At 48.0% G+C, this 13895-nt stretch carries 15 protein-coding genes; 11 read left to right on the top strand and 4 right to left on the bottom strand.

What is annotated here, in order from left to right; translation table 11 throughout:
• The first annotated feature begins 2 nt into the window (after positions 1-2).
• From fliF to fliJ, 5 genes are read left to right on the top strand one after another with little or no spacing between them, the layout of a single operon-like run.
• Positions 3-1757, top strand: coding sequence for a flagellar basal-body MS-ring/collar protein FliF (gene fliF, locus ACF8CV_RS08845; protein ID WP_031776906.1), 1755 nt, complete (start codon positions 3-5; stop codon positions 1755-1757).
• The gene (locus tag ACF8CV_RS08840) at positions 1720-2739 is read left to right on the top strand and encodes a flagellar motor switch protein FliG (protein ID WP_005478340.1); all 1020 of its coding nucleotides are present in this window, start codon (positions 1720-1722) and stop codon (positions 2737-2739) included. The genes fliF and ACF8CV_RS08840 overlap by 38 nt, the downstream gene beginning before the upstream one ends.
• Before the next feature lie 3 nt (positions 2740-2742).
• On the top strand, positions 2743-3498 hold the full coding sequence (gene fliH / locus ACF8CV_RS08835; protein WP_005478070.1) for a flagellar assembly protein FliH: 756 nt from the start codon (positions 2743-2745) through the stop codon (positions 3496-3498).
• On the top strand, positions 3491-4840 hold the full coding sequence (fliI, locus tag ACF8CV_RS08830) for a flagellar protein export ATPase FliI (protein WP_005478244.1): 1350 nt from the start codon (positions 3491-3493) through the stop codon (positions 4838-4840). The genes fliH and fliI overlap by 8 nt, the downstream gene beginning before the upstream one ends.
• 15 nt (positions 4841-4855) lie before the next feature.
• Entirely contained in the window at positions 4856-5296 is a 441-nt protein-coding gene (gene fliJ / locus ACF8CV_RS08825; protein ID WP_005462826.1) for a flagellar export protein FliJ, read from the top strand.
• Between the two features lie 37 nt (positions 5297-5333).
• Here fliJ and ACF8CV_RS08820 read toward each other — a convergent pair whose 3' ends face one another.
• Both ACF8CV_RS08820 and ACF8CV_RS08815 read right to left on the bottom strand, forming a co-directional pair.
• On the bottom strand, positions 5334-6371 hold the full coding sequence (locus ACF8CV_RS08820) for a trypsin-like serine protease (RefSeq protein ID WP_138938093.1): 1038 nt from the start codon (positions 6369-6371) through the stop codon (positions 5334-5336).
• 87 nt (positions 6372-6458) lie between these two features.
• The gene (locus ACF8CV_RS08815) at positions 6459-7349 is read right to left on the bottom strand and encodes a LysR substrate-binding domain-containing protein (RefSeq protein WP_023584526.1); all 891 of its coding nucleotides are present in this window, start codon (positions 7347-7349) and stop codon (positions 6459-6461) included.
• Positions 7350-7461: 112 nt separating this feature from the next.
• On the opposite strand from ACF8CV_RS08815, the gene ACF8CV_RS08810 reads away from it, so the two are divergent.
• The 6 genes from ACF8CV_RS08810 to ACF8CV_RS08785 all read left to right on the top strand — a co-directional run bounded on the left by ACF8CV_RS08810 (position 7462) and on the right by ACF8CV_RS08785 (position 12487).
• Complete coding sequence (locus ACF8CV_RS08810) at positions 7462-8388, top strand: DMT family transporter (RefSeq protein ID WP_138938092.1); 927 nt, start codon at positions 7462-7464, stop codon at positions 8386-8388.
• A gap of 100 nt (positions 8389-8488) precedes the next feature.
• Entirely contained in the window at positions 8489-8941 is a 453-nt protein-coding gene (locus ACF8CV_RS08805; RefSeq protein ID WP_005462830.1) for an SRPBCC domain-containing protein, read from the top strand.
• 139 nt (positions 8942-9080) lie between these two features.
• Positions 9081-9833, top strand: coding sequence for a phosphatase (locus tag ACF8CV_RS08800; protein ID WP_171055955.1), 753 nt, complete (start codon positions 9081-9083; stop codon positions 9831-9833).
• Between the two features lie 153 nt (positions 9834-9986).
• On the top strand, positions 9987-10376 hold the full coding sequence (locus tag ACF8CV_RS08795) for a cytochrome b562 (protein WP_005462833.1): 390 nt from the start codon (positions 9987-9989) through the stop codon (positions 10374-10376).
• Between the two features lie 163 nt (positions 10377-10539).
• Positions 10540-10899 (top strand): hypothetical protein, encoded by a 360-nt coding sequence (locus ACF8CV_RS08790; RefSeq protein ID WP_020838202.1) that lies wholly within the window; start codon positions 10540-10542, stop codon positions 10897-10899.
• A 148-nt stretch (positions 10900-11047) separates the two neighbouring features.
• Positions 11048-12487 carry a PepSY domain-containing protein gene (locus tag ACF8CV_RS08785; RefSeq protein ID WP_138938090.1) on the top strand — a complete coding sequence of 480 codons (1440 nt, stop codon included), beginning with the start codon at positions 11048-11050 and terminating at the stop codon, positions 12485-12487.
• A gap of 47 nt (positions 12488-12534) precedes the next feature.
• Here the strand turns inward: ACF8CV_RS08785 and ACF8CV_RS08780 are convergent, their stop codons facing one another.
• Positions 12535-12918, bottom strand: a complete 384-nt coding sequence (locus ACF8CV_RS08780) for a VOC family protein (protein WP_021452955.1) — start codon at positions 12916-12918, stop codon at positions 12535-12537.
• Positions 12911-13840: a LysR family transcriptional regulator gene (locus tag ACF8CV_RS08775; RefSeq protein WP_020841459.1), complete on the bottom strand. Its 930-nt coding sequence runs from the start codon at positions 13838-13840 to the stop codon at positions 12911-12913. Before ACF8CV_RS08775 ends, ACF8CV_RS08780 begins: the two co-directional genes overlap by 8 nt.
• Positions 13841-13895: the final 55 nt, after the last annotated feature.

The following is a 13895-nucleotide window of genomic DNA, read 5'->3' as shown; positions in this document are numbered from 1 at the left end:
TCATGTCAGAACTAACCCCCCAAGTTGCCGGAAATACGGCCATGACGACCAGCACGACACAAGCGTTCTCGCCAGCAGGCAACATGGACGACGTGACAAATAAGCTTAAGCAGCTTTGGTCAAGTAGCCAACGAAATCTTGTTCTATCCGCTGTTCTCGCGGCGATTGTAGCGGCGATCATTGTGGTTGCGCTTTGGAGTTCCTCTCAAAGCTTCCGTCCGCTTTACAGCCAACAAGAGCGATTCGATATTGGCGAGATTGTCTCGGTCTTAGAGAGTGAAGGTGTGAGCTACCGCATGCAGGAGCAGAACGGCCAAGTGCTGGTTCCTGAAGGTGAGGTGGCTCGCATTCGTATGTTATTGGCGTCAAAAGGCGTAAAAGCGAAACTGCCAACCGGATTGGATTCGCTGAAAGAAGACAGCTCATTAGGTACCAGCCAGTTTATGGAGACTGCGCGTTACCGTCATGGTTTAGAAGGTGAGTTAGTACGCACTATCATGTCGCTAAACTCGGTAGCGAATGCGCGTGTTCACCTTGCGATTCCTCGTCAAACTTTGTTTGTACGCCAAAACGGTGAAAACCCGTCTGCATCTGTCATGCTCGAACTCAAACCGGGTGAAGACCTTAAGCCAGAACAGGTTGAAGCGATCATCAACTTGATCGTCGGCAGTGTGACGGCGATGAAGCCTGAGTTTGTTTCTGTCATCGATCAATATGGCCGACTGTTGAGTGCAGATGTGGCGTCGGCAGAAGCGGGCAAAGTAAACGCGAAGTATCTGGAATACCAAAAGAACGTTGAGAAGCAAATCATCCAACGTGCGGCAGACATGCTAACGCCGATTGTTGGCCCTAGTAATTTCCGCGTTCAGGTTGCAGCCGATATGGATTTCAGCCAAGTGGAAGAAACGCGAGAAATCCTTGATAACGCGCCAGTGGTTCGTAACGAACACACCATTCAAAACAATTCGATTGACCAAATCGCGCTTGGCGTACCAGGTTCTCTCAGCAACCAGCCTCCAGTGACTGGTGACGCGGCGACAAACGACAGCCAAAACACCAATGCGCGTTCTGAAGTGAATCGTCAATATGCGGTTGGCAGCAGCGTGCGCCGTACTCAGTACCAACAAGGTCAGATTGAGAAATTGAGCGTATCGGTTCTATTGAACTCAAAAGCATCGCCAGACGGCGTGGCTTGGAGCGATGCAGACAAAGCGCAAATCTCTACCATGATCACCGATGCCGTTGGCATTTCAGCCGCGCGAGGTGACAGCTTGAGCTTGATGAGCTTCAACTTCACACCGATTGATATCGACGCGCCAACAGCTCTGCCTTGGTGGCAAGACCCTACGGTTCAACAGCCATTACGTTACGTGATCGGTGGGATGTTGGGCTTGGCGATGATCTTCTTTGTGCTGCGTCCATTGATCATGCACCTAACCGGCGCAGACAAGCCAGTGCCTGAACTGAACTTTGCTGAGCCGCCACAAGAAGAGCCAGATTACGACAACTTACAAACACGTGAAGAGCGTGAGCATGAAGAAGTGCTTAACCGTCGTCTGTCTGAAAAAGGCATTTCTGCCTCGACGGGTCTGGATGTGAACAGCGACATGCTGCCTCCGGCAGGTTCTCCACTAGAGATTCAATTGAAACACCTACAGCTTATTGCTAATGAAGAGCCAGAGCGCGTAGCCGAAATACTGAAACAATGGGTAAACATCAATGAACACAGCTCAGTTGACGTCAAAACAAACGCTTAGTTATGTAGAACAAACCGCGCTTGTGCTACTGGGCATGGGCGAGGATGCGGCGGCCAAAGTGTTGCAGCATTTCACCCGCGATGAAACACAGCGTGTGACTCGCGCAATGGCGAAACTGAATGGCATAAAAAGCGATTCAGCACGCGGTGTGATTCAAAACTTTTTTGAAGATTTTCGTGAGCACAGTGGCATTCGTGGTGCATCGAAAGAGTACTTGTCGAACACCTTGCGTAAGGCGCTCGGTAACGATCTTGCTAAAGGTCTGTTGAACAACCTGTACGGTGACGAAATTCGCAACAACATGCAGCGTCTGCAATGGGTAGAGGCTGAAACGCTGGCGCGATTTATCGTCAACGAGCACCCGCAGATGCAAGCCATTTTCTTGGCTTATCTGCCAGCGGATAGCTCATCTGCCGTGCTGAAGCATTTGCCGCAAGACTACCATGATGAAATCATCTTCCGTATTGCGCAGCTGCAAGACATCGATCACCAAGTCGCGACTGATCTGCATGAACTGGTTGAACGTTGTATCGAAAAAGTGTCTGCAAGCCAAAGCGTACCGCTTTCTGGCGTTAAGCAAGCGGCAGACATCATCAACCGCTTTGAAGGCGACCGTGGTTCATTGATGGAAATGCTCAAACTGCATGATGAAGAAGTGGTTAACGCCATCGAAGAGAACATGTTTGACTTCATGGTACTGGGCCGTCAACGCGAAGAAACCATGGACATGCTCGTACAGCAAATTCCACTCGAGCTTTGGGCTACGGCACTGAAAGGTTCGGATATCACGTTGCAGCAAGCGATCAAACGCTCAATGCCACAACGTATGGTGAAAGCGCTAGAAGACGATATGGAAGCGCGTGGTGCAGTTGCACTAAGTCGAGTTCAGAAAGCACGCCAAGACATCATGCAAATGGTGCGCGAGCTTGATGAGTCGGGCGAAGTTCAGTTGCTTCTATACGAAGAGCCAACGGTGGAATAAAGCATGGCAGAACAAAGATCGAACATTATGCGACTGCCTCCAAGTGGTTACCGTTTACACCGTTTTCCGCCGCTGGCTCAGCCAGTTGCGGTTGATGAAGAGTTCGGCTTGGACAACCAAGGTTGGCAAGAGTCGCAAGTGGACATTCAGCAGCAACTTGAAGCAGGTTTCCAACAGGGGCTGCAACAAGGTCATGAAGAAGGTTTACGCCAAGGCATCGAGCAAGGTAAGCAACAAGGCTTGCTCGATGGTCAGAAAGAAGGCTTCCAGAAAGGATTTGTTTCTGGTGAACAAGCTGGTAAGCAAGGCTTTTTAGAAGCGGCGAAGCCAGTTAATGATTTGTTCCAAGCCTTATCTCGCTGGCAAAGTGAAAAAGAGCAGCAGCAACGCCACATGATTTGTGAGTTGGTACAGAAGGTGGCTCAGCAGGTGATTCGTGCCGAGCTTACTCTGATGCCACAGCAAATTCTGGCGCTGGTGGATGAAACACTGTCTGCGATGCCGGGCAAAGCGGAGACTGTGACGGTTCATCTCAACCCACAAGATCTAGAACGCATTACGCACATTAACGCGGATCTGCCTAAGTCTTGGAAGCTGGTTGCCAACAACGAACTGCCAATTGGTGGTTGTCAGTTAGTGACGGATGATGCGGAAGCAGACGCCAGTTGTGACTCTCGCTTAGAGGCGTGCATGGACAACGTAAAACAGCACTTGTTAGACGAAGTCAGCATTCCACAAGTTGAGTCTGAAAATGAGTAGTACATTAAGCCACGAACTATTAAGTGAGCGTTTGAGCGATGCATTAGCATCGCTTGATTCTATTCCCGTTGCGCGAGTAACCGGACGCTTGATTAAAGTGAACGGCTTGATGTTACAAGCGGTTGGATGTCGTTTTAAGCTTGAGCAACGTTGCTTAGTGGAAACCGCCGAAGGCGATATGATCGAAGCACAAGTGGTCGGCTTTGATCATACCGTTGCGTACTTAATGCCAATCCGCCGTTTAGGCGGTTTGTTTGCCGGTGCGAAGGTGATCCCATTAGACGGCGACAGTACCGTGCAACTCAGCTCTCAGTGGATGGGACGCGTGGTGAACGGCTTAGGCGAGCCATTGGATGACGGCATGCCGCTTAAAGGAGGCGATCGTGTTTCACTTGAACCTAAACCGATCAACCCCCTTAAGCGTCGTCCTGTCGATACCCCGCTTAATGTAGGCGTTCGTGCGATCAACGGTTTGCTGACGGTCGGTAAAGGTCAGCGTATTGGTCTCATGGCGGGCAGTGGTGTCGGTAAAAGTGTGTTGATGGGGATGATCACCAAAAACACGGAAGCGGACGTCATTGTGGTGGGTTTGATTGGTGAGCGTGGTCGAGAAGTTCGTGAGTTTATTGAACGCAACTTAACGCCAGAAGCGAGAGAAAAAGCCATCATCATTGCAGCGCCTGCGGATGAATCACCATTGATGCGACTTAGAGCGACACTGCTTTGTCACCGCGTCGCGGAGTATTTCCGAGATCAAGGCAAAGATGTACTTTTGTTGATGGATTCCCTAACGCGTTACGCGATGGCTCAACGTGAAATCGCGTTATCTTTGGGGGAACCACCAGCGTCGCGCGGCTATCCGCCTTCGGTATTCAGTGTGTTACCGCAGCTATTAGAGCGAGCGGGTAACAGTGAAAACCCTCATGGCAGCTTAACGGCGATTTACACTGTACTGGCGGAAGGCGACGATCAACAAGACCCAGTCGTGGACTCTGCTCGTGCCATTTTGGATGGACACGTTGTGTTGTCGCGCCAGCTGGCGGAACAAGGGCATTATCCGGCGATTGATATCAATGCTTCTATCAGCCGTTGTATGAGCACTTGTACGCAACCTGCTCATTCCACCATCGCAAACAACTTCCGCCAAATGTACTCCAATTACCTTCAGGTGAAAGAGTTACTGCCGCTTGGTGGCTATCAACCGGGTCAGGACCCTGAGTTGGATCAGTCTGTGTCGATGTATCCGCATTTGCGTTCGTACTTACAGCAATCAGCGAACGAGGCGGTGGATTACACCACCAGTTTGACTGAGCTGGCTCAAATGTTCCAAGGCGCACAGTAGAGAGCGAATGCAGCGATGAAAGCCAAACTTAAAGCGGTCGGCAAACTGCAACAAATGGAAGAAAAGCAGCGTGATAGGGTCGGGCAACAGCTCGACGCTATGCGTCAGCGTCACAATCATCTTTCAACGCAATTGCAACAACTTTCAGCCCTCAAAGGACACGCTGGTCAATCGGCGTTGTCCTCTCCGTCTTTGAATAGCGCGGCGTTGATGAACTTCAACCGCGTTGATCAGATGCTGCAAAGAATGCTCCGTCACCACGAGCAAGAACAAGCGGTGATGCAAGCTGAATGTGCATCAGTACAAAAAACGTTAGAACACAAACACGCTCGCGTTCAAGGGTTGGAAAAGGTATTAGAGAGATGGCGTACCAAGCAAAATTATGAGAAAGCCAAAAAAGAGCAAAAGCTGATTGAAGACATCATCAACTCTCGCGTGAAACGCAAAACGTTGTAAGCGTTTTGCGTTTATTTTTATCTAGTAAAGAGAAACGTTACGTCGTCTTTCTGCGTCGCAGCCAACCCAATAATCCTCCAAAGAACAACAACCCTGCACCCATTGCACCGCCGCTGCCGTTGTCGCTAAATCCTGAAACATTAGTGTCCTCTGGATCAAAGCCCGAATCACCTTCACTATGGTAATCCTCTATGGCTGCTAAGCTTGCGTTATAAACGGTTTTAACCCCAGAACTGGTTCTTGCCTCTATCCATGAGGTGTAATTCAGAATCTCTGTGAAGACGCTCGGAATGGCTGCCGACTCACAAATGGATGAGCCGTAACTCACAATCCCGATTTGCTGATACATACCGTTGCTGTCTTGATAGGTGAGTGGGCCGCCAGAGTCCCCACTACATATTCCGGTATAGCTACGGTCTGGAAAGCCATTTGCACAAATGTTTTCTTGGTCGTTATACCCCACAACGAGAGAAGCACATTGGGCATCAGAAAGCGGTTGAACCTCCGCCCATCGCAAATAGTTCGGGCCGCTGGTGTCGGTCGTGGACGTTTGTCCCAATCCAAAGATTTGATAAACCGATTCGCCGCTGTAATCGCCAAAATCTTGAGGCAGAGTGATGGACTGAACGTTATCGGTAATTGGTCGGGTTAACTCCAATACCGCCAAGTCATTAATCCATAGGTCATTAGGATCATAGTTGGGATGAATCGTAATAGTGCGAACGTCTTTGAACTCTTCGACATAAACATCGTTCATGGTTGGATTTTTTACCAGAACACGGAGGTCATTTGCTGTCCAACCGTCAGTAAAAACCGAGGATTCTACGCAGTGGGCGGCCGTTAATATGAAACGATCATTAACGATAGAACCACCACAAATATTCGCGAATTGTCGGTCGCCCGTTTTGTGTAAAATTAGCCGAGCAAAGAACGGGAGCTGATTTTGAGACGCTTGCTGGCCTCCAATAATCGCGGTTGAAATGCCTTGCTCGTCAAGCTCTGCCCCGTCATTGGCATTACCCACTGCTGGTACAACGAGACAAGCCCCAATCACTACTCTATGAAACAATCGCATAGCCTCATCCTTGAGTTTTTTCGCACTCTATTTACTTTAGCCGAGAGTTCACCAAGCTCAAGTTAACGTATTGAGTAACAGGCTCAGTTACGCAAATTCTTGCTTTAACCACGAGCGCAATAGGTGAAAGCTTTCTTGCTTGAGTTTATGCGGTGGGCACACAAAATAAAGCTGCTGATTAGGATTGATCACAGGCTCACCAAGTTCGATCAGCTGACCGTACTTGATGTCGTCTTTCACAAACAAACGGTGAGTCACCAATACACCCAAACGACGCGTGGTTGCTTGTACCGCTTGAATCGACATATTAAAAGTGATCGGCTTTTTGTTTTTTGGACGAGCGACTCCTATCGCGTCTGACCAGACTTGCCAATCGTGTTTTCTGCGCTCATTCGTGACCTCAATGAGCGGATACGTCTTTAAGATGTCAGAAAGGTTAACTGGATTGCTGTGGTCGATGAGATCAGGGCTGCACACTAATACCAGTTCGTCTTCACTGAGCTTTTCGCAATAGTAGTCTTGCCACTCTTCAGTGTTGCCATGCACCAACGCAGCATCAACGCCTTCTTGTTCCAAATTGAACCGTCCAGAAAGGTTAGATAGGCGCACATCAAGTTGGGGCGCATAGGCTTGAAGGCGTGGCATACGTGGGATCCACCAATGCAGTGCCAAGGAATTCACCATGTTTAGCGTAATGCGTTGAGAGTTTTGATCGTGCATCAGTGCTTCGGTTGCATCGACGATTTGTTCTAACGCTGGCGCGACTTTGCGGTAGTATTTTTTGCCTTCGGTATTGAGGTACACATGGCGTCCAATACGGTCAAAAAGCGGTTTGTTTACTTGGCTTTCGAGAGATTTAATTGCTTGGCTGATCGCCGAGTGGCTAACGCTCAGAAGCTGGGCGGCTTCCGTCATACTGCCTGATTCCGCCACCGCCACAAACGCGTAGATGGATTTTAATGGTACTAATTTGCGCATGGAACGAACCTGTTTTCAATGTGTAAGTTTTACTTACAATAGTGGTTAATATTACTCGCTATTTCTATAAAGTCACTGTTCATAAAATGCTCCGAGAATTAAGGAGTATCTAATGAATCACGTTCACAAACCCATCGTATTTATGTTGATGTCTACATTAAGCTTATCTGTTACAGGGCTGCTAGCAAAGCAGCTGTCCGAGGCGCTTTCGGTAACCATGTTCAGCTTTTTGCGATTTTTCCTACCTGCGCTTATCTTGCTCTTAGTTCTGATCCCGAAAGGCATCAAACTGCCGAAATCGACCGAGTTGAAGCCCACTTTGCTACGCGCACTTTGTATTGGTCTGTCTCAATTGTGTTTTATTGCGTCTCTTCAAACGTTAACGCTGGTCGAAAGTGTGGTCCTTTTTGCTACAGGCCCGTTGTTTATGCCTGTGATTGAAAAGCTTGTCTGGCATGGAAAAGTTCGTGCGTCCACTGTTTTTGGTATTGTGATGGCGTTTAGTGGTGTGGTGTTGTTGGCTGGAACGGAAGGCGAATTTACTTTGCGATACGACTTACTGCTTGGTTTGGCCGGTGGTCTGTTTAACTCCGGCTCACAATTGACGCTGTATAAAGTCAGCAAAAGTAATATGTCGCCGCTAGAGATCAACTTCTGGGCGTTTAGCTTTGCCGCGTTATTTATTCTGCCTTTGGCGCTTATCAACGATGCTTCTGGGCTGTTGGGGGCTCATTCATTCTCACTATCCGTTGAGCCTAGTGTGCTGTGGCTATTAGCCATGTCGATGTTGATCATCAATACTCAAGTGTTTCGTGCAAAAGCCTATCAACTGGCCAGTAGCGGCTCTCAACTCGCACCACTGATTTTTACCAACTTGTTGTTTACGGCCGTTTGGCAATCACTTTTTTTCGCTGATGTAATGAGCCGCACTCAAATCGCGGGCATGGGCTTAATTGTGCTCGCGACGGTATTGAATGGGTGCTGGGATGTATTGGTCAAGCATCATCAAAGCAAGGCGTTACAAACGAGAACATCTTAGTGCCTCGTAAAAGTAAGTTGAGATAAGCATTTAAAACGCAAGCAAATTTGATTTTTCCTGAGAATAAACTAGCGTCAATGAAGGTTCAGGGAGAGAAAACATGCTTACATTAAACTATTACGTAGAAATAACCGCGACTCCGCAGCGCGTATGGAGAGTGCTGACGGATGCTGAGCTTTACAAGCGTTGGGCGCAGGCATTTTCACCTCAATCTCAATTCGAAGGGGAGTGGGAAGAGGGCAGCGACATCACCTTTTTTGATCCGGATATGGGCGGCACTCGCGCAGTGATTGATTCTGTGCAGCCACTGCATCGGCTAGAGTTTCATCATGTTGCCATCTTTAACCCCGACAATAGGCAACAGTTGGACGCCGATATTGCAGCCAAGTGGATTGGATCTCGTGAGATCTATCAGATCGACACAGAAGACGAACGCTTGTTGCTCAACATCACCATTCACACTCACAGTGACTTTGTATCGATGTTCAACAATGGGTGGGAAAAAGCGTTGCCATTGATTAAAAGTATTTGCGAGGAAACGGACTCGCAATAGCACTAAATATCGAGACTCACTTTTTCCATTTCTAGGCTGAGTAAGAGAGCGTTCACCGCCGCATTTTCGGTGTTCGCTACATCTTGACCGCACGAGGGTATACAATACCCGCAAATTTGAGCACTCAAGAGACTGGATGATGGAATTTAAGGTTGATACCCACACGCATACTTACGCGAGTGGTCATGCGTATAGTACGTTGATTGAAAACGCAAAGTCGGCAAAAGAGAACGGGTTAACCATGTTTTGCACGACGGACCATGCGGAGTCGATGCCGGGTGCGCCTCACTACTGGTTTTTCTCCAACCAAAAAATTCTGCCTCGTTTTCTTGAAGGTGTTGCCATCGTTCGCGGAGTGGAATCCAACATACTTAACATTGAAGGTGAAATTGATATTCCGCCAAGCGTCGATCGCAATTTGGACTGGGTTATTGCCAGTTTCCACGAGCCCGTTTTTCCACCAGCCAATAAAGAAGCACACACTGAAGCGCTGATAAACGTCATCAAAAGCGGTCGCGTTGATGCGTTAGGGCATTTGGGGAACCCGAACTTCGACTTCGATTTTGAACAAGTGCTGAAGTGCGCTAAAGAGCACAATGTAGCGATAGAAATCAATAACACTACGCTCAAAGGCAACAGTCGTGTTGGCAGTGTGGAGCGTTGCCATGAAATTGCGCAAATCGGCGAAGCGTTAGATGTGTATTTCACCACGGGAAGCGATGCACACTTTTGTCATGATGTGGGCAATCTGGAGCTTGTCAGTGAGCTGATGGACAACCTTGATATTGATAGCAACAAAGTGATTACTCACTCTGCTAAACAGTTTTTGTCATTTCTTGAACTGCGTGGCCGCTTGCCAATCGCAGAGTATGACGAGATTCGCAACGCATAAACTTGATTACATTTTAGGTATGCACCCTAGGTAAGATTGCTTTACACTGCCCCTCTTAAATGCCCGAATATTCCTACAATGCGCATTAGCGTGGCGAGTTGTTTGGGTAAACGAAGCCGACACAGAATTCGGCACTAAAATGGAGAAGTGAAAATGTTACGTCCTTTAGTTCTAGGGTGTGCGATTGCGTTTGGCTCAACATACGCGATGGCAGAAGCGGTTGATTTGAAGCAAAACATGAAGCAGATGAAGATGGAATTCAAACAGGCAGCAGAAGCGTCTGACGTGGAAACCATGAAATCAGCGATTGATAGCTTGCAAGCCATTGTAGAACAGTCAAAACGTGGTAATTACCCACCAGAAAAGTTTGATACTTACCTAGAAGGTTTCAACAAGCTGTCGGTAACGCTAGACAAAATCGAAGCGGATCTGGATGCAGGTAATTTGACAGAAGCAAAAGCGCAACTGCGTGAGATCGATAGCCTTCGTGAAGAGTACCACGACAAGCGTAATCCAAGCATTTGGAGCAAGCTGTTTGGTTAAGCAGCGCTTACGTGCATGAATGATTGAAAGAAAGCCCGCAAATTTGCGGGCTTTTTTGTCTCTGTCAACATAATGATTGTGAGGTAGTAATCACTTATTGATCCTCTTTTTGAGCTGAAACTCAGAATTGGCTACTCTGTGTGAAATTTGTTAAGTCACCGTTATGCGTAGATTAATTCCTTTTTATCGCTCCATGTTATTCGCTAGCGCCTTAAGTTGGGTGCTCGTGACACTGATGCCTGTTATCAATGCTCATGGTAACAGCATGGGCGTGTGGGCGACGCTTTGTACGCTAAACGGTTTCGAGCTGGTTCAGATAGAAGAGGGCGACAGCTCGGTGACGCACAAGGGCAAGCCGTGTCCATTTAGTCACTTTTCCACTTTCCACCAAGATTCACTTCCAACTACACCGATACTTTCACGACTGAGCTCGGTAATTTCTGAACGTTACACTTTTTTGGCTCTAAGTGTACGATTTGAAACGCCAGTTCCACGTGCGCCGCCTGTGGCTTCTTTTTCATAATCCATAAAAACAATAAGTAAAGTCACACATACACTGCTCATTCAAGCAGTCGCACTCCCAAACCTGTCCAAATTTCACCGCATAGAAAAGCATGTGGGGGAAGCATTTGGTCTGCGTTTAGGCGTGCAAAAATGAAAAGGAAATAAACATGTTGAGAAACTCAACAAAGCCTCAACTCAAGGAAACGTCGCGCGCAAAATCGATCTACTTTATGACGTGGCGATGGCATTTCTACGCAGGATTATTCGTTATCCCATTTATGCTCATGCTGTCCGTCACCGGACTGGTGATGCTATTTGATGATGAGATTGAACTGGCTCGTTATGAGACTACGCTAAAAGTGGTGCCGCAAGAGCACAAGGCACCAGTGTCCATCCAGTTAGAGTCGGTTAAGCAAGCCTATCCCGATTTCAGCGTTACTCAATTTGTGCCTGCCAAAGCAGCGCATCTTGCCAACCGGTTTTCAATTAAAGCGGAAGATGGACGTTCGCTCGTTGCTGCAGTCGATCCATATACGGGCGAGGTTCAAGGCACCATTGATCGCTCAGACAGCGTTTATGAGCTGATGAATAATATTCATGGCACCTTGCTAATTGGTGAGTTTGGCGATCGTTTAATCGAAATATCAGCCAGCTTAGGTATTTTACTTTTGGTGTCGGGCTTGTATCTCTGGCTTCCTCGCGACAACGCCAGTCGAGCAGGCTTTTTGAAAATCCGTATTGCCCAAGGTTCTCGTATTTTATTGCGCGATGTGCACGCTAACCTAGGTGGTGTGTTGTCCCTCGTTTTACTGTTTTTCCTGATTTCTGGTTTGTCTTGGGCTGGAATTTGGGGTGCAAAGATGGTTCAAGCTTGGAACACGTTTCCGACCTATTACACTTGGGGTGAAAAGCCAGAGTCGACATTGACGCATAAGGATCTTAACCACGGTTCGTCAGAAGAAATGCCTTGGAACTTAGAGCTTGCTGCCGTACCTGAATCGAAAGATAAACCCGCCCATGATCACGCGAACATGGAAAGGGGGGCGTCTTACACGGCGAGCCATCGCGCGTTATCGATTGACGACATTATTCTTAAAGCAGAAATGATGGGCTTTATCAGCTACAAAGTATTCTTGCCTCGTTCAGATGACGGTGTTTACACCGTTGCCGCCAACTCAATGGGAGGGGATATCTCTGACCCAAGACAAGATCGAACCAGCCATTTTGACCAATACTCAGGTCGTTTGCTGGTGGATGTGACCTGGCAGGATTACAGCTGGTTTGCCAAGTTAATGGCTGCGGGTGTCTCACTTCACCAAGGAGACGTAAGCTTCATCAACAAGGCGTTGAATGTGCTGTTCTGTCTGGCATTTATTCTGATTGCTATTTCCGGAGTGGTGATGTGGTGGTTCCGTCGACCAAGTCGCAGCGCATCGCTTGGCGCGCCGCCACAATTTCAACATGACGGAGTGTGGAAATTGGGGTTAGCCACATTGGTTGCCATTTGTGCCGCGTTTCCGATGGGCGGTTTAGCCATTGTGAGCGTTTTGCTGCTGGACTGGTTGGTGTTCAACCGTGTCGAGAAGCTAAAAGCAGCACTGAACTAAGGTGTTGTATTGGTATAAAACAAGAGCCAGCGAATTGCTGGCTCTTTTTACTTCTGATAAAGCTCCAATGGTAAGCCATCGGGATCTTGGAAGAACGTAAATGCTTTTCCCGTAAACTCATCAATGCGAATGGGTTCAACAGCGATGTGTTTGGATTCGAGGTACGTTTTTACTTCTTCAACGTTGTCGACTTGAAACGCCAAATGTCGCAAGCCTTGCGCCTCCGGAAAGCTTGGTCGCTCCGGTGCGCCGGGAAAGCTGAACAGCTCGATTTGACTTCCGTCCGGCAACGCAAGGTCGAGTTTGTAGGAATCTCTCGTTTCACGATAGTTTTCTGCGATGATTTTTAGCCCTAGCACTTCGGTGTAAAAATGCTTTGATGTTGGGTAATCACTGCAAATGATAGCGACGTGATGAATCGCATTAAACATGGTTGGGTTCCTTAGACACGAGATGTTCGTTTACAAAGTCGAGAAATACACGCAGACGCGCAGGCATGTATTTGGTTTGTGCGTACTGCATGGCGACCGCACCGTGGTAGTTACTTTTGATCATCCAATCGGACAACACTTCGACCACTTCTCCGCGCTCTAATGCCTCTTTCACCACGAAATCGTGGAAGATGCCAATCCCTAAACCTGCTTTGACGCCATTTAGGCGCATTTGCGAATGGTTGACCGCATACCGACCACTGACCGCAATGGAATGAAACGCCTCTTCTTTAAAAAACGACCAAATGTTGTCTTTGTCGTTTTCTGCTAGGTAAATACAGTCGTGCTGTTCAAGTTGCGTCGGATGTTCTGGCATGCCTCTTTGTGCGAGGTAGTCTGGCGACGCACACAAAACCAGATTGGTTTTGCTGATCTCTTTGAGCACCAAATTTTCATCCGGTTTATCGGTGAGCTTAAAAGCAACATCAATGCCCTGACGAAACAGGTCGATTTCCCCGTCGGCAGCGCGCAGCTTGAGCTGAATTTTTGGATAACGTTGCAAAAAAGGCAGTACAAACGGTTGCAAGACCGAGTTTAAAAACGCCTCTGGTGCCGCTACCGTGAGCGCGCCAGTTGGTTCTGCATGTTCTTCCGCAGATAGCTCAACGGCTTGCTGCGCGGCATTAACCATCGCAATGCTTTGGTCATACACTTTTTGCCCTGCTTGAGTAATGATCAGCTTGCGCGTGGTGCGTTCAAACAACTTCACGTTGAGGGCTTGCTCCAAACGGGTGATCAGTTTGCTTAACGCAGATGGGGTAACGCCAAGCTGTTTGGCTGCGGCAGTAAAACTGCCTTCGTTGACCACCAAAATAAAGGAGGCCAAATCGGGCAGTAGAGCAATGAGTTTTGGATTAACCATAAAGATTCCGTTCTACGCGGCGTATTAAAAGTATTGTCTGGCAGGGCTTTACGAG

The sequence above is a fragment of the Vibrio sp. zbq_1 genome (assembly GCF_043102935.1).
Taxonomy (GTDB): domain Bacteria; phylum Pseudomonadota; class Gammaproteobacteria; order Enterobacterales; family Vibrionaceae; genus Vibrio; species Vibrio parahaemolyticus.
The sequence above is the reverse complement of the archived record's forward strand: the minus strand, read 5'-3'. Positions and strand labels throughout refer to the sequence as shown.